The sequence below is a fragment of the Paractinoplanes bogorensis genome, from assembly GCF_018829635.1.
GTDB lineage: Bacteria > Actinomycetota > Actinomycetes > Mycobacteriales > Micromonosporaceae > Actinoplanes > Actinoplanes bogorensis.
The window spans coordinates 48,583-71,150 of sequence record NZ_JAHKKG010000019.1 but is presented as its reverse complement, the minus strand read 5'-3'; the positions used below and the strand labels follow the sequence as shown (position 1 = coordinate 71,150).

At 70.5% G+C, this 22,568-nt stretch carries 15 protein-coding genes and 1 pseudogene; 6 read left to right on the top strand and 10 right to left on the bottom strand.

Annotation, left to right across the window (positions count from 1 at the left end; genetic code table 11):
• Window positions 1-48: 48 nt before the first annotated feature.
• Genes KOI35_RS43155 through KOI35_RS43130 form a run of 6 tightly spaced genes read right to left on the bottom strand, consistent with a single transcriptional unit; the run spans window position 49 to window position 9,052 of the window.
• The gene (locus KOI35_RS43155; RefSeq protein WP_215795545.1) at window positions 49-888 is read right to left on the bottom strand and encodes an amidohydrolase family protein; all 840 of its coding nucleotides are present in this window, start codon (window positions 886-888) and stop codon (window positions 49-51) included.
• Entirely contained in the window at window positions 888-3,398 is a 2,511-nt protein-coding gene (locus KOI35_RS43150) for a glycosyl hydrolase family 95 catalytic domain-containing protein (protein WP_246614755.1), read from the bottom strand. Before KOI35_RS43150 ends, KOI35_RS43155 begins: the two co-directional genes overlap by 1 nt.
• Before the next feature lie 41 nt (window positions 3,399-3,439).
• Window positions 3,440-5,539 (bottom strand): beta-galactosidase, encoded by a 2,100-nt coding sequence (locus KOI35_RS48125; RefSeq protein ID WP_246614731.1) that lies wholly within the window; start codon window positions 5,537-5,539, stop codon window positions 3,440-3,442.
• On the bottom strand, window positions 5,536-6,459 hold the full coding sequence (locus KOI35_RS43140; RefSeq protein ID WP_215795543.1) for a carbohydrate ABC transporter permease: 924 nt from the start codon (window positions 6,457-6,459) through the stop codon (window positions 5,536-5,538). Before KOI35_RS43140 ends, KOI35_RS48125 begins: the two co-directional genes overlap by 4 nt.
• Window positions 6,456-7,358: an ABC transporter permease gene (locus tag KOI35_RS43135; RefSeq protein WP_308121418.1), complete on the bottom strand. Its 903-nt coding sequence runs from the start codon at window positions 7,356-7,358 to the stop codon at window positions 6,456-6,458. The genes KOI35_RS43140 and KOI35_RS43135 overlap by 4 nt, the downstream gene beginning before the upstream one ends.
• 44 nt (window positions 7,359-7,402) lie before the next feature.
• Entirely contained in the window at window positions 7,403-9,052 is a 1,650-nt protein-coding gene (locus tag KOI35_RS43130; RefSeq protein WP_215795542.1) for a type 2 periplasmic-binding domain-containing protein, read from the bottom strand.
• A gap of 141 nt (window positions 9,053-9,193) precedes the next feature.
• Between KOI35_RS43130 and KOI35_RS43125 the strand changes: the two genes are divergently transcribed.
• From KOI35_RS43125 to KOI35_RS43110, 4 genes are all read left to right on the top strand, one after another.
• Complete coding sequence (locus KOI35_RS43125; protein ID WP_308121417.1) at window positions 9,194-10,354, top strand: ROK family transcriptional regulator; 1,161 nt, start codon at window positions 9,194-9,196, stop codon at window positions 10,352-10,354.
• A 314-nt stretch (window positions 10,355-10,668) separates the two neighbouring features.
• Complete coding sequence (locus KOI35_RS43120; protein WP_215795540.1) at window positions 10,669-13,416, top strand: glycoside hydrolase family 3 protein; 2,748 nt, start codon at window positions 10,669-10,671, stop codon at window positions 13,414-13,416.
• The gene (locus tag KOI35_RS43115) at window positions 13,394-13,912 is read left to right on the top strand and encodes a LacI family DNA-binding transcriptional regulator (RefSeq protein WP_215795539.1); all 519 of its coding nucleotides are present in this window, start codon (window positions 13,394-13,396) and stop codon (window positions 13,910-13,912) included. Before KOI35_RS43120 ends, KOI35_RS43115 begins: the two co-directional genes overlap by 23 nt.
• 184 nt (window positions 13,913-14,096) lie before the next feature.
• Complete coding sequence (locus KOI35_RS43110) at window positions 14,097-14,321, top strand: hypothetical protein (protein ID WP_215795538.1); 225 nt, start codon at window positions 14,097-14,099, stop codon at window positions 14,319-14,321.
• Here KOI35_RS43110 and KOI35_RS43105 read toward each other — a convergent pair.
• Window positions 14,241-15,218, bottom strand: coding sequence for a hypothetical protein (locus KOI35_RS43105; RefSeq protein ID WP_215795537.1), 978 nt, complete (start codon window positions 15,216-15,218; stop codon window positions 14,241-14,243). The two genes, KOI35_RS43110 and KOI35_RS43105, sit on opposite strands and share 81 nt — an antisense overlap.
• A 255-nt stretch (window positions 15,219-15,473) precedes the next feature.
• On the opposite strand from KOI35_RS43105, the gene KOI35_RS43100 reads away from it, so the two are divergent.
• Window positions 15,474-16,445, top strand: a complete 972-nt coding sequence (locus tag KOI35_RS43100; RefSeq protein WP_215795536.1) for a hypothetical protein — start codon at window positions 15,474-15,476, stop codon at window positions 16,443-16,445.
• Between the two features lie 10 nt (window positions 16,446-16,455).
• Here the strand turns inward: KOI35_RS43100 and KOI35_RS43095 are convergent, their stop codons facing one another.
• Complete coding sequence (locus KOI35_RS43095) at window positions 16,456-17,562, bottom strand: hypothetical protein (protein ID WP_215795535.1); 1,107 nt, start codon at window positions 17,560-17,562, stop codon at window positions 16,456-16,458.
• 759 nt (window positions 17,563-18,321) lie between these two features.
• On the opposite strand from KOI35_RS43095, the gene KOI35_RS49205 reads away from it, so the two are divergent.
• A complete protein-coding gene (locus KOI35_RS49205; RefSeq protein ID WP_215795534.1) occupies window positions 18,322-20,124 on the top strand; it encodes an HEXXH motif domain-containing protein in 1,803 nt (600 codons plus the stop codon).
• 2 nt (window positions 20,125-20,126) lie between these two features.
• Here KOI35_RS49205 and fxsT read toward each other — a convergent pair.
• Window positions 20,127-21,329, bottom strand: a pseudogene (fxsT, locus tag KOI35_RS43085) (FxSxx-COOH system tetratricopeptide repeat protein); the annotation flags it as partial.
• A gap of 496 nt (window positions 21,330-21,825) precedes the next feature.
• Window positions 21,826-22,551 carry an SDR family oxidoreductase gene (locus KOI35_RS43080; RefSeq protein ID WP_215795532.1) on the bottom strand — a complete coding sequence of 242 codons (726 nt, stop codon included), beginning with the start codon at window positions 22,549-22,551 and terminating at the stop codon, window positions 21,826-21,828.
• Between the last annotated feature and the right edge of the window lie 17 nt (window positions 22,552-22,568).

Here is a 22,568-nt window from a genome sequence, read left to right as displayed (position 1 = left end):
GCATTTCGGACAGTTCGGGCAGGAACGGTGTGGGGTAACCCGTTCGGGTCACTCTCTTTGCTTCAGTCGGTACCAGCGGACGGCTGTCCCTCCGAAGACTGCGGCCCGTTCCGGAGCGGTCAGGCCGGCGGTCCACCGGCCGGCCAGGGTCACCACGCCGTCGTAGTCGGTGCGCAGCCGCAGAACGGGCCAGTCGGAGCCGAACATCACCCGGTCCGGGCCGAAGGTGTCGAGCACGTGACGGGCGTACGGGAAAATGGTCTCGAGACCGGGACCGGCCTCGGTGACCAGGCCGGAGAGTTTGCAGGCGACGTTGGGGTGGCGCGCGATCGCGGTGAGGTGGGCGCGCCACGGATCGAGGCGGCCACTCGCGATCGGCGGTTTGCCGGCGTGATCGAGCACGAAACGCAGCCGCGGAAGTCGCGCCACCGTCTCGGCGACCACGGGTAATTGTCCGGCGGTGACGACGAGGTCGTAGACGAGACCGGCCTCGGCGACGGCGGCCAGCCCACGCTGCACGTCGGGACGGAGCAACCAGCGCGGGTCGGGTTCGGACTGCACCTGATGCCGGATCCCGACGAGGAGGGGATCGCGCGGGAAGCTGTCCGGCGTGACGGTGGTCAGGTCAGCCCAGCCGACCACCCCGAGAATGCGCGGCCGGGTGCGAGCCAGCGCCAGCATCTCCGAGGTCTCGCCGTCGTCGTTCGCCGAGGTGGCTACCGGAACAGTCATTGTCTGGACGAGGATCGTCCCGTCGATGGCGTTCCGGTCGAGCGCGGGGACCAGGTCGTCAAAGGTGAACGTGCGGCGCAGCGCGGGCAGACCGGCCGTCCAGGGCTGATCCCGGACGGCGAGATCCCAGACATGGTGATGAGCGTCGACGCGCATCACCATGACGTGGGGAGCGCTGTGGTGACGCCCGCACGGAGGTCGATCCGGGTGCGGTGGTCGCCGAATCGGACGGTTGCGGTCCGGTCCGTGTCGCTGCGGAGCTGGACGTCGGTGGGAGCGCCCAGTGACCACGTCATGTCAACGGTGACACGGCCCCGGGCGCGCAGACCGGCGAAGGCTCCCTCGGCCCACTCGGCGGGCAGGGCCGGCAGCAGGTGGATCTCGCTGTCGTGGGACTGCAGCAGCATCTCGGCGACGCCGGCCGTGAAGCCGAAGTTTCCGTCGATCTGGAACGGCGGGTGAGCGCAGAACAGGTTCCGGTAGACGCCGGCGCTGTCCTCAGCCGCCTGCAGGAACCGGTGCACGGCGGCGTAGGCGCCCGCGGGATCGCGGAGACGGGCGCGCAGGGCGATGCGCCAGGCCAGGGACCAGCCGGTGGATTCGAGGCCGCGGGCGTCGAGCGATCGGCGGGCCGCGGCGGCCAGGCCGGGCGTGCGGTCCGGGGTGATCGTGGCGCCGGGGAAGACGCCGAAGAGGTGCGAGGTGTGCCGGTGCCCGGGTTCCGCGTCGATGACATCGGTGACCCACTCGGCGAGGTGGCCGTCGGCCGTGGTCCGCTCGGCGGGGATGCGGAGCAGCGCTTTCTCCGCCCTGGCCGCGATGTCACCGGTGATGTTCTCCGTCCTCGCCGCGATGTCACCGGTGACGTTCTCCGCCCTGGCCGCGGTGTCACCGGTGACGTGGGTGAGCAGATCTCGGATCAGGGCCAGGTCGGCCGTGGTCGAGGTGCTCACCGCGGCGGGTTTCCCGTCGGGGGCGATGTATTCGTTCTCGGGGGATGTGGACGGTGATGTGCCGAGGGTGCCGTCGCCGAGTTCGGTCAGCCAGGCCAGGGCGAACTCGGCGGCGCCGCGCAGCAGCGGCAGGTAGGAGTCGTCGCCGGTGCAGGCGTGGTGCTCGGCGGCGTGGCGGGTCAGCCAGACCGCGGCCAGGGGCCAGAACGACCAGCACGGCTCGTCGTGGCCCACCCCGGCCGGGAGGGCGAAGCACCACGCGTCGGAGTTGTGATGCATCGTCCAGCCGGGGAGGCCGTAGAGCTCGCGGGCCACTTCATGGCCACGGATCTCGGCGTGCCGCAACCAGTCGAGCAGCGGCTGGTGGCACTCGGGCAGGCCGGTGACGAGCGCGGGCCAGTAGTTCATCTCCAGGTTGATGTTGGTGGTGTAGTTGGCGTTCCACGGTGGGCGCACGTGTTCGTTCCACAGGCCCTGCAGGCCCGCGGGGAGGCCGCCGGGGCGGGACGACGAGATGAGCAGGTAGCGGCCGTACTGGAATTGCAACGCGGCCAGGGCCGGATCGCTCTCCCCCGCCGCGTGCGCGCGCAGCCGGTCGGCGGTGTCGAGGCGGGCCTCCTGGGAACCGAGTCGCAGGCCCGCGCGGGAGAACAGCCGTCGGTGCTCGCGCTCGTGGGCGGCGCGGAGCGCGGTGTATCCGCCCTCCCGGGCGAGAGCAGTGGCCACGGCGTCGAGGCGGGCTCGCAGCGTACGGGAAAGGTCTTTGCCGTGGGGCGGGGAGAGCGGGTCCACGTAATCGGTTACGGCCGCGACGATCAGGACGATCTCGTCGCCCCCGTCGACGACCAGTTCGTCGCCGATGTGCTGGACCTGGCCACCGCCGAGCACCCGCAACCCGACGAGCGCCGTGACGGCCTCCGGCCCGTATTCGACCGGTGCCGGGACGGGCGGGACGTTCGACGGCATCCGTACGGTCATCACGAGGTCATGCCCTACGGCCCCGGCCGGTTGCCCACCGCCCGACGCGAGAGAGTCGCGCCCCATGGCCCCGGCCAGTAGCCCACCGCCCGGCGCGGGAGAGTCGCGCCCCACGGCCCCGGCCGGTAGCCCACCACCCGGCGCAGGAAAGTCGTGCCCTACGGCCCCGGCCGGTTGCCCACCGCCCGACGCGGGAGAGAGGTCGACGGTGGCGGTCGGATGGGGTGAGGTCAGGCGCAGGCGTAACGGTGACGGGTTCGCCATGCGGCGGCGGACGATCAGTGCGTCCGGGCCGATCCAGGCCTCCTGGCTGACCCGGCCGGCCGGGCCGCTGTAGGTGTGCGACACCACGGCCGTGCGCATGTCGAGATGCCGCTGATACACGGTCGGCTCGGTGTCCGGTGGCTGGGCGATCCACAGGTCGGCCAGAGGCTGGAACGCCTGACTGTTGCCGCCTTGCAGCCCGCGCAGGGACTCCTCGGCGGCGCGCACATCGTCACGCGCGAGGGCTTCTCGAGCCGCCGCGACCAGGCCCGGGCCGTCGGTGACGCGGCGGCTTCCGGCGGCGGTGGCCGGCGAGCCGCTCCAGCAGGTGTTCTCGTTGAGCTGGAAGCGATCCAGCCCGACGCCACCGAAGCACATCGCACCGAGGCGCCCGTTGCCCAGCGGCAGCGCGTCGGTCCATTCGGCCGCCGGGCTGCGATAGCGCAGCGTCGTGCAGGCGTCCGCCATCATCTCAGCCACGACACCCTCCGAACCGCGTCTGCTTCCTCATCTCAGCGCCGGTTCAGCCAGCGCGACGGATCGTCGACGGGGGCGGCGACGTAGCGCACCAGGCCTTGGCCGTAGTGATGCTCGGTCACCACGGGATGGCCGGCCCGGCTGAGGACCGCGGTGGCGCCGGTCAGTTCCAGATCCTCGCGCCAGTCGTCGTAGTGGCGTCTGATCACTCGTGCGCCGATCAGGTCCTCCCACGCGCCCGAGGTGACGCGGCAGTGCTCGTCGGTGAGGCCGGAACCGTAGGTCAGCACCAGGGTTCCGCCTCCCAGAACGTAGGCACGCAAGGCCTTGTGGTCCGCGGCCGAGACCAGATGCAGGAACGGGACCACCACCAGCTCGTAGTCGTCCAGCGGAGCACCGAGGGGTACCACGTCCACGGGCGCAGCGTGGTCACCGCGTTCCGGCAACACAGCAGCCGGTGCGTCACCGCCGGGAGCGACCAGGTCGGCGCATCCGAGCACGACACCAGTCGACCCGCCACCCACGGAAGCAACCGAGTCGCCACGCTCGGGCACGGCACTGCCCAACACCCCAACCACGGGAGCAACCGAACCGTCGCCGCCGGACACGGTGTCAGCCGGCGCGCCACTAAGGGGAGCGGCCGGCACAGCGCCGCCCGGCCCGACACCATTCGGCGCCCGGCCCACGAAAGCAGCACCCACGAGCACCCCGCCCGTGGGAACCACCGAACCATCGCCGCCGGACACGGTCTCAGCCGGCGCGCCACTCAGAGGAGCCGCCGGCACAGCGCCGCCCGGCCCGACACCATTCGGCGCCCGGTCCACGGAAGCAGCACCCGCGAGCGCCCCGCCCGTGGGAGCCGCCGAACCAGCAGGTGAGCCGGCCCGAGGTGGCGACGCGTCGGTGGCGGCCAGGGCTCGGTGCCAGCGGCGGGCCTCGGCGGTGTAGTCGAGGCGGGTCGGCAGGTGTGGGGACTGCCAGGCCCACATCGACTGCTCGTCGTAGATGAGGGCCCGGGTTGCGGTCACCCGCACAGGGTTTCGTTCGGCCAGGGACCGCCCGATGTCGGCGATCTCGCGGAAGAGCGGAGTCTCGGGACCCTCGTGCGGAACGATCGCGGAATGCCACTGCTCGGCGCCGCCGGGGGTGGCGCGCCACTGGAAATACATGACACCGGTGGCACCGCGGGACAGGTAGGTGGTGGCAGCTGCGGTTGCGGCGCCCGCGGGCAGAGTGTGCGGGCCTACCGCGCCGGGGGCGTGTTCCATGAGGATCCACGGGTCGCCGGTGGCCCAGCCGCGGGCCAGGTCGGCGGTGAACGCGCGGTCGGCCAGGTGTGTCACCGGTGATGTGGGGTAGTCGTCGACGGCGACCACGTCGACCTCGCGGGACCAGCGTGCGTGGTCGACCGGGACCCAGTCGCCGAGGACGAAGTTGGTGGTGACGGGTACGCCGGTGGGGCGCAAGAGGTCACGTTGGGCGATGTAGTGCGCGAGCATGGCGTCGGAGACGAAGCGCCGGTAGTCCAGCACGTGGGCGGGATTGCTCAGATACTGGGTGGCGCGCGGCGGCAGCACCTCGTCGAACGAGGCGTACTCCTGCGACCAGAAATCGGTGCTCCACACGTCGTTGAGAAGAGCGGTTTCCCCGTACGCGTCCACGAGCCAGGCGCGGAAGCCGAGCGCACAATGGTCGCAGTAGCAGGGCGTCCCGTACTCGTTGTGCACGTGCCACAGCCGCAGGGCGGGGTGCCGGCCGTAGCGAGCCGCCAGTTGCCCGACGAGGGAGGAGCAGGCGGCACGGTAGGCGGGGGCGTTGACGCAGTACGTGTCACGGGAACCGTGGGTGAGCCGTACCCCGTCCGCGGTGACGGGCATGGCGCCGGGATGTGCGCGGGTGAACCACGGCGGCGGCGAGGCGGTCGGCGTGGCCAGGCAGACGCCGATCCCGCCCTCTCCGAGGGCATCGAGCACCCGGTCGAGCCGGCCGAACTCGAACCGGCCGGGAGCGGGCTGCACGCGGGACCACGAGAAGACGCCGACGGTCACCAGCGTGACACCGGAGTCACGCATGAGGGCGATGTCTTCGTCCAGAGAAGACCGGGAGGGGTTGTAGTCGCCGCCGAAGGAGATCATCCCTTGATCGCCCCGAGCAGCACGCCCTTGGTGAAATGCCGCTGCACGAACGGATAGACCAGCAGGATCGGGATCAGCGTCAGGGTCACGACCGCCATCTGGATGGCCAGCGGGGCGATGATCTGGTTACCGAAGTACTGGCCGGTGGTGTTCTGCCCGCTGCCGGGCATGGCGTTGCCCTGCAACGTGTACGTGTAGATGACCATCTGCAGCGGCCACTTCTGGTTGTCGGGCAGGAACAGCAGGGCGTTGAAGAACGTGTTCCAGTAGCCGACGGCGTAGAACAGGGCCACCACGGCGGTGACGGCCCGGGAGGTGGGCAGCACGACCGACCACAGCGTGCGCCACTCCCCGGCGCCGTCGAGCGCGGCGGCGTCGATGAGGTCCTGCGCGGTGGCCGAGAAGAACGCCCGGACGACCAGGATGTTGAACACGCTGACCGCGGTGGGCAGGATCATCGACCAGTAGGCGTCGTAGCCGCCCAGGGCCGAGACGACCAGGAACGTCGGGATGATGCCGCCGCTGAAGAACATGGTGACGACCAGGGTCAGCAGGATCGGGCGGTGGGCGAAGGATCCGGGGCGGGAGAGCCCGTACGCGCAAAGGATCGTGACCACCATCGACACCACCGTGCCGATCACCGTGATGGCCAGGCTCACCAGCAGCGAATGCATCACGAGCTGATTGGTGAAGATCTGCCGGTACGCCTCGAACGTGATCCCGTCGGGCACCAGCACCATGCCCCCGGCGTCATTGACCGCGGCCTGGGTGGACAGGCTGGTCAGCACGACCATCCACAGCGGGACGAGCACGACGGCCAGGACGAGGAACAGCACCACGCCCTTGCCCGTCTGGCCCGCGACCGTCGGCGGTTCTTCCCAAGGCGCCCGGCGGGAAGCAGTAGCAGTAGTGGCAGTCATCGGCGATACAGTCCGTCCTCGCCCAGCAGGTGCGCGACCTTGTTGGCGGCCAGCAGGAACAGCAGCGACAGCACGCCCTTGAACAGGGAGGCGGCCGCGCCCAGGCTGAAGTTCGCGTTCACGACGCCGTAGAAGTAGGCGTACGTGTCGAGCACTTCGGCGGCATCACGCCCGACCGCGCCGCGCTGGACGAGCATCTGCTCGAAGCCGACGGTGAGCACGTTGCCGAGGCGTAGCACCAGCATCAGAACGATGACGCCGCGGATGCCGGGCAGCGTGATGTGCCACATGCGCCGCCACCGCCCGGCCCCGTCGGCGGCGGCCGCCTCGTAGAGCTGGGAGTCGATCGCGGCCAGCGCGGCCAGGAACACGATGATGCCCCAGCCCGCCTCCTTCCAGATCACCTGCGAGGTGACCAGCAGTTTGAACGTGTCCGGGTTGGTCATCACGTCCCAGGTGGCCAGGCCGTTGCCGCGCAGGAACTGGTTGAGCGCGCCGGCCCCGCCGAGCATCTGCTGGAAGATCGTCACCGCCAGCACCCACGAGAAGAAGTGCGGCAGGTAGACGACCGACTGCACGATGGTCCGGATCCGGGTGCTGAGGATCGAGTGCAGCAGCATCGCGAGGGCGATCGGGATCGGGAAGAACAGCACCAGCTGGACCAGGCTGATCAGCAGCGTGTTCTCGAGCGAGGCCCAGAACAGCGGGTCCGCGAACATGAGCCGGAACGTCTCGAAACCGGTCCACGGGCTGTGCCAGAAGCCGGCGTAGATGCTGTAGCGCTGGAACGCCGTCGTCGTGCCGAACATGGGGATGTAGTTGAAGACGAACAGCAGCACCACGGCCGGCACGACCATGATCAGCAGCGAGCGGTCGCGTCTCCACCGGCGCGTCTTCACGGGCGCGACCTCGGCCTGGCGGGTCGGACGCGACTGCAGGGCGGTCACTGGCCGGTGCCGTACTTGCTGCGGATGTCCTCGTAGAACGCGCGCAGCTGCTCCCCGCCCTGCGCCTTCCAGGTCTTGAGGCCGTCCGCGTACGCCGAGACCGGCTTGCGCCCGTACCGGATGTCCTTGATCAGGTCGACCATCGGCTGGTTGATGTTTGCGTACTGGGCCGGCTCGGTGACGTTCATGCCGTAGAAGGCCGGCTTGGCCGCGTACTTGACCATGTCGGCCTCCCACGCGGCGTAGTCCTTGACCACCTGGGTCTGCCCGGCGATGACGGTGGTCGGGCTGATCGGCGTGATCAGGAACTGATAGGTCGTGGCGACCTCCTTGCTGCCGCGCTCGGTCAGCACCGGATTGCCGTCGACCATCGTGTAGTCGGTTCCCTCGACCCCGAAGTTGACCGTGAGGTATTCGGCCGACCCGTACGGCGCGGCCAGGTAGTTGGCGATCGACAGGCATTCCTTGATCTGGTCGGCGCTCAGCTTCGCGTTGAGGAAGCTGTACATGCCGGCGCTCGGGTTCATCCAGATCTGCGGCTTGCCGTCGGTGGACAGCAGTTTGAAGGCCTGCCGCTCGTACGAGGGATTGGCCGCCTTGCCGCTCTTGGCGTCGTCGCCCTTCCAGGCGCCCGGGCCGTCCCCGGTGATGGCCACCTTGCCGCTCCAGAAGCGCTGCTTGGCCTCCTGGTTCTTGTCGGCCAGGGCGTCCGGGTGCACGTGTCCGGCCTTGGCCTGGGCCTGGTACCACTCCAGGGCGGCGAGGATGCCCGGGGTCTCGTACCGGTGAATGATCTTGCCGCTCTCGTCGATGACCCAGCGGTTCGGGTCGACCGGGAACTTGAAGATCTGGCCGGTCGCGTCGAACACGTCGTCGAACGCCCACCGCCCGGCCGCCGCACTGGTCAGCTGCTTGCCCAGCTCGGCCAGGTCGTCCGGGGTCTTGATGTCGTCCGGGTTGATCCCCTCCTTGGCCAGGATGTCCTTGCGGTGGAAGATCGTCCCGGCGATGGTCGCGCCGCTGTAGTAGACGGGCAGGCCGAACAGCTTGCCGTTCCAGATGCAGCACTGCCAGGCGCTGGTCGGGATGGCGGCCAGGTTCGGATACGCCTTGATCGCGTCCCCGGACAGGTAGGGCCCGAGGTCGGCGAACTTGTTGACCGCGTCGGCGAACCCGAGGTTGCCCATGTTCCAGCTCGGCACCTGCACCCAGTCGGGCAGCTTGTCCCCGGCGAACAGGGTGGGCAGCACCTTGTCGTAGTTGTTGCCGTCGGCCGGCTGCAGCTTGAGCGTCGCGCCGATCGCCTTGTTGACGGCCGCGTAGTACGCGTTGCCGCTCGCCGACGGGATCGCGCCCCACAGCGGGGTCATCGTCGTGTACGTGCCGCCCTTGCCGGGCACGCCGGACGTGGTCGTGACCGGGCTGGCCGGGTACTTCAGGAAGGCCGGGTTGCTGAAGAAGCCGTTCGCACCGGTGACGCTCGGGATGTCGGCCTTGACGAGCTCGTTCGGGGCGTACGCGGGAAGCAGTTTCTGCAGTTGATCCTGGGTGGTGGTGCCGGGGCCGCCGGACGGTTTGGCGTCGCCGCACGCGGTCAGGAGGCCGCCGCCGGCCATCGACAGGGCGCCGAGCCCGGCGAGCCCCAAGAACCGTCGTCTATCGAAAGAGTTCACTGTCTCGCTCCGTCTCGGGTAATCTTTAGTTGGGACGGTAAACGAACTAACGCCGGGGCCACAAGCCCCGGGAGCGGCTGGTGCCGTAGGCTGCGGGGGTGAGTGGGGGCGTTGGTGATCACTAGGGACAGCGGTCCGCAACCGGCCGACTTCGCCGACGTCCGGGCGACCAACCTGGCCGTCGTGCTGCGACATCTGCGGACCGAGGCGCCCTGCTCGCGGGCCGACATCGCGGCCACCACCGGCCTCAACAAGGCAACCGTGTCGTCGCTGGTCACCGACCTGATCGACCGGCGCCTGGTCCGCGAGATCGGGATGACCGAAAACCGGATCGGCCGCCCGGCCACGATGCTGGTTCTGGACGGTTCCCCGTACGCGGCGGTGGGGCTGGAGATCAACACCGACTACCTGACCGCCGTCGCCCTCGACCTGGCCGGCGAACGGCTGCTGTCGTGGCGCCGCGCGTTCACCGGCCAGGCCGTCGCATCTTTGGCCGCGCTCGCCCGGCGCGCCGTCGGCAAACTGGAACGCGAGGGCCGCCAGGTGCTCGGCCTGACCGTCGCCGTGCCCGGGCTGGTCGAACCCGGCTTCGCCAAGTCGCTGGCGGCCGCCCTCGGCGAACCCGCCTACCCGCTGCTGGTCGAGAACGACGCCAACCTGGCCGTCCTGGCCGAACAACGCCTGGGCGCCTCGCCACAGACGGCCGACCTGGCCTATGTCACCGGTGGCACGAGTATCGGGGCCGGCATCATCAGCGACGGCCGGCTGCTGCGCGGCACACGCGGGTTCGCGGGCGAGTTCGGGCACTTGCCGCTCGACCCGGCCGGCCCGGTCTGCTCGTGCGGGCGGCGGGGCTGCCTGGAGGCGTACGCGGGACTGGGTGCCGTCATCCGCCGCGCCCTGCCCGACGCCACCCTCTCCCCCTCGGAGTTCGGACCCCACCTCGACGAGATCCACCGGCTGGCCAAGGCGGGCGACGAGCGGGTGCTGGCCGCGCTGACCGACGTGGGCCGCCACCTCGGGCACGCCATCTCGCTGCTGGCCAACCTGGTCAACCCGGCCTGCGTGGCCCTGGGCGGGCACTTCGCCGTGCTGTCACCGTGGCTGATCCCGCCCGCCACCGCGGAACTGGAGGCGCGCTCGGTCGCAGCCGACTGCGGCGGCACCCGCATCGTCGCCTCGGCCCTCGACACGAGCGCGGCCGCGGCCGGCGGGGCGACCCGGGTGCTGGACGCGATCGACGCGGGCACACTGCCGCCGCCGCTGGCACGATGACCGCATGACCCTGCGCACGCTCGACGCCGGTCACCGGGATGCGGATCCGCCCGAGCCCGGGCTCCACCCGGTGCGCACAGCGGAGCACTGAGACAACTCCACATAGCTCACGGCGGCAGAAGGACGTCCAGCCGGGGATCGAGGATGATCTCTTGACGGGCCCGGCGCCGCTCGGGTAGACAGTTCGTCAATCAGCTGAAACACGGACGACATGAACGCCACCCCCGTGTCGAAGCGCTTCGAAGGCGGACGGCAAGCCCGTCTCGTGGACGCCGTTGAAGCGCTTCGACGACAGCCCACGGATGTGACCCCGCATGAGTGAGACACCGCTGTTCCGCCGGCACGACGCACCCCTCACCGAGCGCGTCGACGACCTTCTGGCCCGGCTCACGCTGCCCGAGAAGGTGGCGATGCTCCACCAGCACCAGCCCGCGATCGACCGGCTCGGGATCGCTGCCTTCCGCACCGGCACCGAGGGCCTGCACGGCGTCGCCTGGCTGGGCGAGGCGACCGTCTTCCCCCAGGCGATCGGTCTGGCCACCAGTTGGGACCTCGACCTGCTGAAGCGGGTCGGCGCGGCCACTAGCGACCAGGTGCGAGCCCTCCATCAACAGGGCCGGTGCGGCCTCAACGTCTGGGCGCCGGTGGTCAACCCGCTGCGCGATCCGCGGTGGGGGCGAAACGAGGAGGGCTACGCCGAAGACCCGCTGCTCAGCGGCCTGATGGGCGACGCGTACGCGCGGGGCCTGGCCGGCGACCACCCCCGGGTGCTGCGGACGGCGCCGACCCTCAAGCACTTCCTCGGCTACAACAACGAGACCGACCGCTGCCTCACGTCGAGCAACCTGAGCCCGCGGGTGCTGCACGAGTACGAACTGCCCGCCTACCGCCCGGCGATCGAGCGCGGTTCGGCGGTGGCCGTGATGGCGTCGTACAACCTGGTCAACGGCCGTCCGGCGCACGTCACCCCCTATCTCGAGGACGAACTGCGGACGTGGACCGGGGACGAGATCTTCGTGGTTTCCGACGCCTACGCCCCGACCAATCTGGCCGATCCGATGCAGCAGGCCTGGTTCGCCGACCACGCCGAGAGCCACGCGGCCGCCCTGCGCGCGGGCATCGACAGCTTCACCGACGCCGATCAGCGCACCGAGGTCACCGTCGAGCGGATCACCGAGGCCCTGCGGCGCGAACTGATCAAGGAGGAGGACGTCGATCGGGCGGTGCGCCGGGCGCTGACCATGCGCGTCCGGCTCGGCGAGTTCGATTCGAGCGGCCAGAATCCGTACGGGGAAACAAAGATCGACGAAGAAGCGCACAGAGGACTGGCCAAGGAAGCGGCGCGCGCCTCGATCACGCTGCTCAAGTCGGAATGCTGCCTGCTCCCGCTCGACCCGGCCCGCCATCGCACGGTCGCCGTCGTCGGGCCGCACGCCGACCGCGTCTTCACCGACTGGTACAGCGGCACCCTCCCGTACGCGGTCACCGCCCGCGCCGGCCTGGCCGAAGTGCTGCCGGAGGTGGTGCACGCCGAGGGCGCCGATCGCGTCGTGCTCACCTTGGGAGCGCTCCATCTGGCCGCCGACGAGCACGGCCTGCGGCTGAGTCCCGAGCCGGCGGCGTTCGACGTGTTCGACTGGGGTGGCGGAGTCGTCACCCTGCGATCGACGATCAACGGCAAGTTCCTTCGCGCGTACGAGGGAAAGCTCGTCGCCGATTCCGCAGGCCCCTCGGACTGGGTCGTCCACGAGATGTTCCGGATCGACCGCCGTCCGGACGGCTCGGTGGCCCTGCGGACGCACAGCTCCCCCGGCAATCCCGACCGCGGCGCGGTGACGGCGCAACTGACGCTGGGCCCGCGCGCGGCCCGGTTCACCATGGAGACGATCGTCGACGGCGCCTCGGACGCGGCCGACCTGGCCGCCACGGCCGACGCGGTGATCGTCGTGATCGGCAACCACCCGCTGGTCAACGGGCGCGAGACCGAGGACCGGGCCGACCTCGAACTCCCGTCGGCCCACGACCGGCTGCTGCGCGAGGTCTACGCGGCCAACCGGAACACCGCGCTGGTGCTGGTCTCGAGCTACCCCTACGCGATCGGCTGGGCCGACACCCACCTGCCGGCCGTGCTGTGGATGTCGCACGCCGGGCAGGAACTCGGCCACGCCCTGGCCGATGTGCTCACCGGGCGGGCCGACCCGGGCGGGCGGCTCACCCAGACCTGGTACCGCAGCGCGTGCGAACTGCCGGACATCCTCGACTACGACATCATCACCAACGACGCGACCTACCAGTACTACCGGGGCACGCCGCTCTATCCCTTCGGGCACGGCCTCTCGTACGCTTCGTTCGACTACTCGAATCTCGACATCTCGCACGCCACGGCGGCGGCCGGCGACCAGGTCACGGTGACCGTCTGGGTGACCAACACCGGGCGGCGGGCCGGCACCGAGGTCGTCCAGCTCTACACCCACCAGCAGGTGTCCCGGGTCAAGCAGCCGTTGCGGCGCCTGCGGGCGTTCGGCAAGGTGGGCCTCGAGCCCGGCGAGTCGCGTCTCGTCCGCCTGACCCTCGACGTGGCCGAGCTGGCGTTCTGGGACGTGACGTCCAACCGGTTCGTGGTCGAGACGGCCCGGCACAAGATCCTGGTCGGGCGTTCGGCCAGCGACATCCGGCTCACCGGCACCCTGCCCGTGCGGGGGCGGCGGATCGGGGCGCGGCGGGCGGTGGACAGCACGATCCGGGCCGGCGACCACGACGAGTACAGCGGGATCACGCTGGTGGCCACGGGCGATCCGGTGCGGGGTGAGGCGGTGCGGGCGACCGAGGACGGCGCCTGGTGTTGTTTCAACGGCACCGACCTTTCCCGCGTACGGGCGGTGTCCGTCGACGGGTCCGGCCCGCCGGTCGCTCTGCGGCTCGACGACCCGTACGGCGAAATCGATTTCGCTCTGGTCCCGCCGGGCGAGACGGTGAGCGTGCCCGGAGTGGAGGGCGTCCACGATCTGTATCTGGCCATGGACGCGGGCAGCCGGGTCAGTGCGGTCACGTTCCGGTCGTGAGCCCGCGCCGGTCACGATCGCCGATGTCGCCCGGCACGCCGGCGTGTCGGCCAGCACGGTCTCCTACGTGCTCAGCGGCAAACGGGCGATCTCGGCCGTGACCCGGGCGCGGGTGCTGGCGAGTGTGCGGGCGCTCGGCTTCCATCCGCACGCGGGCGCGCGGGCACTGGCCGGGAACCGGTCGCACATCATCGCGCTCGCCCTGCCGCTGCGCTCGGAGGTGAGTGTGACGGCGGTGCTGCGGTTCGCGGCGGCGGTGGTCGAGGCGGCCCGGGCCTGCGGGTACGACGTGCTGCTGGTGCCCGCGGACGGGCTCCGGCGGGTGGCCGACAGCGCGCTGGTCGACGGGATCGTGGCGATGGAGGTGGCCAACGCGCCGCGGCCGGTTCGGCTGTCGCGGCCCAGCGTGCTGGTCGAGCTGCCCGCCGACATCGATCTCGAGACGGCCGACACGTTGGGACGACTGGCCGTCGATCGGCTGGTCGCGGCCGCCTGACTCCCCGTCCGCCAGTTCTGAGCTCGTCCGCCTGTTCTGAGCTCGTCCCCCAGTTCTGAGCTCGTCCGCCAGTTCTCAGCTCGTCCGCCAGTTCTGAGTGAGTCGTCGACGAGAAGGGCGGGGCCGTGAATAATCCGGACATGATCAAGGATGTGCGATGCCGAGCGGCGGGGTAGGCCGCGTCATGGAACTCACGCCGGGGCAGCAGGACCAGTTGCAGCGTCTCCTCGAGGACGAACTGCGGCAGGCTCTGCGCGACGCCCTCGAGCGAACCGACGCGGCGGCGGTCGGCGATCTGGTCGCCGACCGCCGCCGCGCACTCGAGGCCCTAGCCGGCGGACCCGTCCACGATCGGCAGGATCCGCTGGACCAGGGCGGCGAAGGCGACGCGGTCACCGAGCAGCACTGACACCCGCTCCGTGACCTCTCCGTGGCCCGGCATCCGGCCGATCTGGTCGGCTCCGGTGCCGCCCAGGAACAACTCGGAGAGAACCGTCTCCACCGCGGCTGCGGCGTCCTCGCCCCGCCCCAGCCCGGCCCGGATCGCCTCGACGGCGGCCGCGGCCAGTTCCCGCACCCGCGCCTCGTCGGCGTCGCCCGGATCGGCCAGCAGCGGCCGCGGATCGCCCGGCCCCTCGCCGGGGCACCCGCCGACCGGTGCCGTCTTGCGGCCGAGCGGCCGTTCGACGTGCCGGTGGAACCAGTCCGGCCGCCGGCGCATCACGCCGAGCACCCGGTCCACGTCGGCCACCACCCGCGCCGGCGTGCTGCCGTGATGGTCGCCGGTGCGGGCGGCCCGGTCGGCGGCCCAGCTGTCCACCGGCCACACCGTGGCGCCGAGCCCGGCCGGGATGCCGACCCAGTCCAGGATCTTGAGCGCGAGGTCGCACAGCCACGGATCGTGCCCCAGCCCTCGCGACAGCGCCTTGGTCATCCGCGGGCGTTGCGGGGCACCGGTCGCGCCCCGGCGGCGGCGGTAGGCGTCGATGGCCGCGCCCTTGGCCCGCTTGGCCAGCCACGCCTCCAGGTCACCGATCCGCTCGGTGCTGGTGAGCAGCCGGTCGACGGTCGCCTCGAGATCGTCGTAATAGCCGTCGAGGCAGCACTCCCGCATCCGGTGCAGCCCGGCGGCGCAGGCGTGATGGCCCCGGCCCCGGGCGACGCGGCGGATCACCACGTCGTAGACGATGCGGTACGCCAGTTCGTAGGCGGCCGGGCGCAACCTTTCGCGCTCGGCCTCGTTGAGCCGTCCGAGGTGTCCTCGTCCGGCCAGCTCGCGCAAGCGAGCGTCGTTGCTCGTTGTCACCACCGGCACTCCAGTGGCACTGTCATCACAAAGTGACGCAGAGTGATCGTAGCCCCCCAGATCATCCTGCCAGTCTGGCCAGGCATTTACCCGGATCGAGGCCCTTCGCTGGCCTTTTTGTGGCCAGCGGTCTGGCAAATTCCGTCACCCTCGGTAGCTCACGCTGACCGGTTCCCTACAGGACGGTCGCCACAGAGAGCAACGTGCACTACGTTCTGTCTTTAGTAGACGACAGACAGTACTGCTAGGAGTTCCATGGCCCCCGACTCCGCCTTCTTTCAGGAACTCAAGACGCTCCGCAGCCGTGAGGGCGTCCAGCGCGGCAATCTGCACGACTACCTCGGCCCCCGGATCCGGACGCTGTGCGGGCTGCTCAAACGGGAGAACGACGCCAAGACACGGACGGTCGTGCAGGCCTGGCTGACCGAACTGGCCGGCACGCTGACCAAGGATCACGGCCAGGCCGTCCTGGTGTCGTTCGCGGTCGGCCGGGAATTCGGGCTGCAGACGCTCGGGGCCCGCATCGGCGAACTGGCCCGGCTGCAGCGCGTCTCCACCCGTACCGCCCGGAGACTGGCCGACCAGGCCCTGAACGCCCTCGCCGCGGCGGCCGGGGAGGACGATCGCGCCATCGACGTCGACACCGCCGGCTCGGGGTGGCGGGTGTCGTCGCTGTGCTCGCTGTACCGGCTGGACACCCCGACCCCGGAGCTCTACGAGATCCGTACCATCGTGGCCACCCGCGAACTCCGCGAGGTCGTCATCCGGATCAGCTTCCCCGAACCCCCGCCCGGCGTCGGCGAACCGGTGGTCAACGCCCTGTTCGGGGCCGGCGTACGGAAGAACGAACGCCTCGAACGCAGCCGCCTGCTGACTCTCGACCTGCCGCGCCCGCTCGAACGCGACGAGAAGCACGAGTTCTGGTTGCACGTCACCCTGCCGGAGGACCAGCCGACCAGCCCGCACTACGCGATCGTGCCGCTCGCACCGTGCGACTACGGCACCGTACGGGTGCGGTTCGCGGCCGACCGCATGCCGGACGAGGTGTGGCTGCTCGACGAGGTCCCCTACATGGAGATGGACGCCCGCTCGCCGGAACGCCCGGCGGTCACCCCGACCGCGCACGGGGAGGTGTTCCGCGAGTTCCACGGGCTGCGCGAGGGTCACGCGTACGGGTTGGCCTGGAGTTTCTGTCCGTCAGAGAGCGGCATGGAGTCACACCGTTGAGCCGCCGTCGTCAGCGGTCACTGTCCTCGATGATGGTCAGCGCGGCCGACACGATCGCGTTGACCCGTCGCTGGTCGGACAGCGCGCCGGTGACCCCGCCGAGCGGGTCGGCGCCGCCGTGCGGGGCCTGGTCGAGGGTGCCGGTGAAGACGCCACCGAACACCGTGCGGACGACCTCGACGACCGCGGGCTCGGCCGGCTCGCCCCGGTGGATGCGGTCGCCGATCGCACGTACGGCGTCCGCGGCCAGCCGGCGCAGCTCCGACTCGACCCGGTCGTCGGGTTCGCCCAGGCCCAGCGGGGCGACCGGTTCCCCGTACGGGTCGGTCGCCATCGCGACCACCGGAGCCTGCTTGGCGCCGAGCGGACGTTCCACGAACGACGCATACCAGTGCGGGCGCCGCCGCATGACCGCGAGCACGTGGTCGATGTCGCGCCGCACCGCCGCCGGGTCGCTGCCGGCCCAGTCCCCTGTGCACGCCGCACGGGCCTGCGCCCACGCCTCCACCGGCCACAGCTCACTACCCGCCGTACCGCTCACTCCCACCCAGTTCAGGATGTCGACGGCCAGCGCGGTCAGCCACGCGTCCCCGCCCAGCCCGTCGGCCAGCCAGCCCGGCAGCCGCGGACGCTGCAACGCCCCCCGCTCCCCGCGCCGCCGCCGGTGCGCGTTGATGGTGGCCGCGTTGACCCGGGTCGCGACCCAGGCCTCGACGTGCCGGACCGGCCGGTCGGCGTGCACGAGCAGATCCTCGACCACGGCCTCGACGTCGTCGTGGAACCGGTCCAGGCACTCGTCGGCCAGATTGGTCACCGCGGCCGCACACGCGGCGTGGCCGCGCTGCCGCTCGAACCGCCGGGTCACCCGGGAGAAAACGATCGGCCAGACCAGGGTGTACGCCGCCGACGTGAGCGAGGCCCGCTCCGGACTCCCCTCGGCAGCCGCGGCGGCCAGTCGCCCGGCCGCGGCGAGCTCCCGAAGCCGGCGGCCCGGGTCGGCCTGGCTGTCACCGGGACGTGCGGTGCGGGAGGCGTAGAGGCCCGGCTGCACGTTCCGAGGACCACGCCGTGCCGCGGCGGTCTGGAGATGCACCGTACGAGCGTTGGCAGTGCCCACCGAGGGCTCCTTTCGTCCGCAGGTTGCGATCGGTGGTTGAAGCTTGCGGCAAGCACCCCCGGTTCGGCAGCGGCGCGCGCCGGGTTGGGCCTCTTCGGAGTCCGATTCGGAACACTCAGACCACCCATTCCGGCAACGACACCGGAGTCATGGGGTGGCCGGCCCGCGTGACGTGTCCGCGGACGCTTCTCTGCTCGCGCGGAGTGCCGCTTCCGGGCGGGGCGGTCCTTTCGAATTTTGCCGTGCGTCACTTTCTCATTCTCCATTTCCAATTTTCGGAGAACGCATTCTTCCCCGAAACAATTGCAGGAAAGAGGGAGATGAAGCGGAGCAGCCGACCCGCGCCGCGAACCATCGTATGATCGACAACGCACCTAGGGTGGACATGACCAGCCGTGACGGGACACGACACTCCTGGTTCGAACCTTTTACCGGTCCGATGTGGTTGGATGTGCCGCGCCCACCGCCGGGTGCCGGCCATTAACCCATGACTGTGGAGTTCTAGAAGAACGGAAACGTCGTGACATTCGCTCAGCGTGACATCACCACGGAACTACCGGATTTGAACGACTACTCACTGCTCGAACTGCGCTCGAACGCCCGGAAAGATCTGAACGGAGCCGTTAGACTAGTCTTGCGACAAGTTGAGCGGCCGCGCGCCAACCTGGGCGGCTCCGGCCCGCCCGGACGCGCCGACTGATCGCGAACCGTTCATCGAAGCTCGCCCCTTGCGTGACGCTTGAGGAGCTACGAAAAACCGTGACAGAGAACGAGACGGCCGCCGAACAGCGGGCACGGATGCAGCTGCCGGGATCGGCGTTCGCAGAGCTCGCGCACGGCAACGGGTCACCCGCTGTCGTGCGCACCCTGTGGGACGGTCAGTGGAACAGACGCCTGGTCATGCTCCTCGCGTTCCGCCGGGCCGTCACCCAGGATCCCGGCCTGTTCGGTCCACTCCCACCGGTGGACACGGCCTGGCACGCCCTGGAGGATGCACAGGTCAGCGCGCCGGCCGAGGTGGCCGCGCTGATCATGCATCCCCAGGTCGGCAACTGGCTCGCCTACGCCCTGCGCCGGCAGCTCGGCGGGGCCGCGAGCCCGGCGCCCCTCCACACCGACTTCGGCCAGTTCAATACCCTCGCCCTCGCGGCCGCCGCCGCGGCACGACAGCCGTTCACCACGGTCGTGCCGCTGCGCGACGGTCGGGTGATGGTGCCGCGGCTGGGCATGGCGCATTTCTCCCGCGGCACGGGCTACGACGTGGCCGAGGCCGGCACCGCGGGCGGCCGCATCTGGTTCAGCCACGGCGACCAGCGGATCGACGTGCCGGACGACGGTGGCGAGGCCGACGGCTGGTGGCCGCTGCCGCAGGTGTCCGTCGGCACCGGACCGGAACTGATCGTCTGGCTCGACCGCCTCGATCCGATGCGGGACCTGGCCGACCCGGTCGACCCGGCCCCCTTGAGCCCGGCCGAGCTCGGCCGGTGGACCGAGCTGCTCGACGACGCGTGGACGATTCTCACCCGCGACCACGCCGAGCTCGCGGCATCTCTCGCCGCCGGCGTGACCTCGCTCGTCCCGCTGCCGGTCGGCGACGGATGGGACACTCGCAGCGCCTCCACCGGCGAGGCGTTCGGCGCCGTCATGTGCTCGCCCCCGCCCGACGCCGAGACTCTCGCGGTGTCGCTCGTCCACGAGTTCATGCACATCAAGCTCGGCGGCCTCATGCACCTGGTCCCGCTGACCACCCCGGCCGGGAACCCTTCGTTGTACGCGCCGTGGCGCGACGACCCCCGCCCGCCCGGCGGCCTGCTGCAGGGGGTCTACGCATTCCTCGGAATCACGGCGTTCTGGCGGGAGCGGAAGCGGTCCGGCCGCCGGCTCCACCACTTCGAGTACGCCTACGCCCGGATGCAGACCACCGAGGCGCTCGCCACCGCACGACAGGCCGGCGGCCTGACCGACCAGGGTGTCCGGTTCATCGACGGCCTTCTCGAGGAGCTCGCCTCGTGGCAGCACGACGAGGTCGACGGCGAGGCGGCCGCCCTGGCCAGGCTGGTCGCCGACGGTCATCGGGCCGGGTGGCGGATCCGGCACTGCCGGCCCGAGGCGGAGGACATCGAGGCGCTGGCCCGGCTCTGGTCGGACGGCGCCCCGGCTGCGATTGTCCGGCCGTCGACGGTCCTGCCCGATCCGGAGATGCGGTACTGGTCCGCGGGCCGGCTCGGCCTCGCGCGGCGCCGGTTGATCGCGCCGGACCACTTCCACGACGTCCGCGCCGAGGACTGGGCGGCCGGCCTGACCGACGCCGACCTGGCGCTGTTCCTCGGCGAGCGCGACACCGCGGCCAAGGGATTCGCCGACCGGCTGATCGACGATCCCGAAGACGTGGACGCCTGGACCGGGCTCGGCCTCGCTCTGAAGCCGGGGCGGGCCGCACGCGCCCTCCATGAACGACCGGAGATCGTCCTGGCCGTTCATCGCCGTCTGCTCGCCGGACCGGGCGAGAATCCGGCACCCCGGGAGCTCGCCGAGTGGGTGGGCCGGGCGCTTCCGGACTAGCGTCAGAGCGGCATCGGGTCGACGTCACCGTTGGCCCGCTCCCCCGCCTCGGCCGCCCGGATCGCCGGGTGCTGATCACCGAGCACCCGGCGACAGCCGTCCATGACGGCCCGGTAGATCTCGCGAGCCTCGCCCGCCCGGCCCAGGGCAATCAGGTCGAAGTGGAGATTCAGCGCGCAGGCCAGCGTCGACGGATGGTCTTCGCCCAGCCGAACCCGGGACCGCGACCACGCATCCCGGTCGATCTCGTGGGCGGTGGCCGGGTCTCCCTGGGCCGCGTAGTCGCCGGCCAGGTTGGTGGCGGCGGCCAGCGTCATCGCGTGGTCGGGGCCGAGCCGCGCCCGGAGGCCGTCGTAGGCCGCCGAGTCGTGCTGCCGAGCCTCGTCCAGCCGCCCGAGCAGCCGCAACACGATGCCCAGGTTGGTGCGGGCGTACAGCGTGTAGGGGTGGTTCGGACCGAGGAGGTGTTCGTAGTTCTCCCGGGCCTGAACGGCCAGCGCCAGTGATTCCTCGAGCCGGTCGTCCTCGCGCAGGTCGACCGCGTAGTTCAGAGCCGCCGCGACGGTCTCCGGATTGAGCGGGCCGAACCGCTGCGCCAATCGGGTCATGGTGTCATGAGCGAGTTTGCGCGCGGTTTCGTGCTCACCGGCCCGCCGCCTGGACACTGCGAGATTCCGCGCCGCCATTAGCGTTTGCGGGTGATCCTCACCCAGCACGGTCCGGGTCCGAGCGTAGAGCTTCTCCTGGTCGATGTGGGCCTCGATGTAACGCCCGCACTCACGTAGATCCAGCGTGAGGCCGTTCAACGTGGACAGGGTGAGCGGGTGGTTGATGCCGAGCACGTCGGCCAGCCGGCGCGATGTGTCCGAATCCCGCTCCAGGGCCGTCCGGAACTCGCCGGTCAGCCGCAGGCTGACCCCTAGGCCGTGCGCCGCGCTCAGAGTCGCCGGATAGTCCGGGCCGAAGGTGGCACGGCACGTGTCCAGCGTCTCCTGGTCCAGGTCCCGGGCCTGCTCGAACCGGCCCTGAGCGCGCAGGTCCCCGGCGACCAGGGCCATCGCGTCGAGCGTCTCCTCATGGTTCGCCCCGAGACTCGCTCGCAGCCGGGTCAGCGACTCCGCGTTGATGTCCCGCGCCTCCGCGAAGTCGCCGAGGACGCGCTGGATGAATCCGAGCCACCGCGCGGCTTTCAGCGTCTGCGGATCGTCCCGCCCGAGGCTCGAGCGCCTCCCCGAGCTGGATCAACGCCCGCAGGATCTGGGCGGGTTGCTCCGACGGGATCCACCAGACGATGTCGTAGTCGTCGCGATGCCGGTACGCGTACTCGGTGGCGATCTGCGACTTGCCGACACCACCCATGCCGTGCAGAGCCCGCGGCAGCAAGGCCGTCACGCTCTGCGTCCGCAGCCTCTCATCGAGGGCCGCGAGCAAGTCGCCGCGGCCGGTGAAGTCGGGATTACGCGAGGGAACGCCGCCCCAGACCGTGTACGAGGAGTCGAGAGGGGACATCGCTTCATCGCCTCGCTCAGATTTGTCCCACATCGGAATGTGCCCGGCGTTGTGAGAATAGCCTCCCGGTGACCGGTTATCGGTCCACGATTCCAGCGATAGAAATGCGGAAGGTGGGCGCGATATTATCGCGCCCACCTCAGGGCCGGACAATGCGTCAATCGGGTCGGCGACCGTCAATACCGGAAAGAATCAGCGCGCGGTGTAGCCGCCGTCAATGGGGAGGACCACTCCGGTGATCATTGCGGCCGCGTCGCTCAGCAGGAAAACGATCGGGGCGGCGATCTCCTCCTCGGTGGCGTATCGGCCCAGCGGCATCTGGGACAGGAACGGGTCCTGGATCTCGGGGCGCCCCCAGTAGGACGCCGACATCGGGGTCATCACGACGGTGGGGTTGACGCTGTTGACCCGGATGTTGTGCGGGCCCAGTTCCAGCGCGGCCACCCGGGTCATGCTGTCCAGGGCCGCTTTCGAGGCGCCGTACGCCATGTGCCCCTGGAGTGCGACCAGGGCGGCCTGGCTCGACACGTTGACGATCGCGCCGCCGCGACCGGCCGCGATCATCGTGCGGGACGCGTACTTGGTCACCAGGAAGGCGCCGCGGGTGTTCACCGCCATGACGCTGTCGTAGACGTCGAGGTCGGCGTCGACCAGCGGGCCGACCACGCCGCCGAGGCCGGCGCAGTTGACCACGCCGTCCAGCGGCAGGTCGCTCAGCGCCCGGCGGACCGCGTCCTCCGAGGTGAGGTCGAAGGCCAGGCCGCGTACGCCGGTCTCGGCCACCAGAGGAGCGAGGAGTTCGTCGCTCGGGCCCGCGGCGATCACCTTGGCTCCACTGGCGACCAGGAGCCGGACGGTGGCGGCACCGATGTTTCCGGAGGCGCCGGTGACCAGGATCGTACGGTGGGAAAGGTCCATGAAGTTGATCATCACAC

Bases quoted from the DNA above. Each gene is read 5' to 3' on its own strand.
- KOI35_RS43155 (WP_215795545.1), bottom strand. From the start codon at position 888: ATGCGCGTCGACGCTCATCACCATGTCTGGGATCTCGCCGTCCGGGAT.
- KOI35_RS43150 (WP_246614755.1), bottom strand. From the start codon at position 3,398: ATGATGGCGGACGCCTGCACGACGCTGCGCTATCGCAGCCCGGCGGCC.
- KOI35_RS48125 (WP_246614731.1), bottom strand. From the start codon at position 5,539: ATGATCTCCTTCGGCGGCGACTACAACCCCTCCCGGTCTTCTCTGGAC.
- KOI35_RS43140 (WP_215795543.1), bottom strand. From the start codon at position 6,459: ATGACTGCCACTACTGCTACTGCTTCCCGCCGGGCGCCTTGGGAAGAA.
- KOI35_RS43120 (WP_215795540.1), top strand. From the start codon at position 10,669: ATGAGTGAGACACCGCTGTTCCGCCGGCACGACGCACCCCTCACCGAG.
- KOI35_RS43110 (WP_215795538.1), top strand. From the start codon at position 14,097: ATGGAACTCACGCCGGGGCAGCAGGACCAGTTGCAGCGTCTCCTCGAG.
- KOI35_RS43100 (WP_215795536.1), top strand. From the start codon at position 15,474: ATGGCCCCCGACTCCGCCTTCTTTCAGGAACTCAAGACGCTCCGCAGC.
- KOI35_RS43080 (WP_215795532.1), bottom strand. From the start codon at position 22,551: ATGGACCTTTCCCACCGTACGATCCTGGTCACCGGCGCCTCCGGAAAC.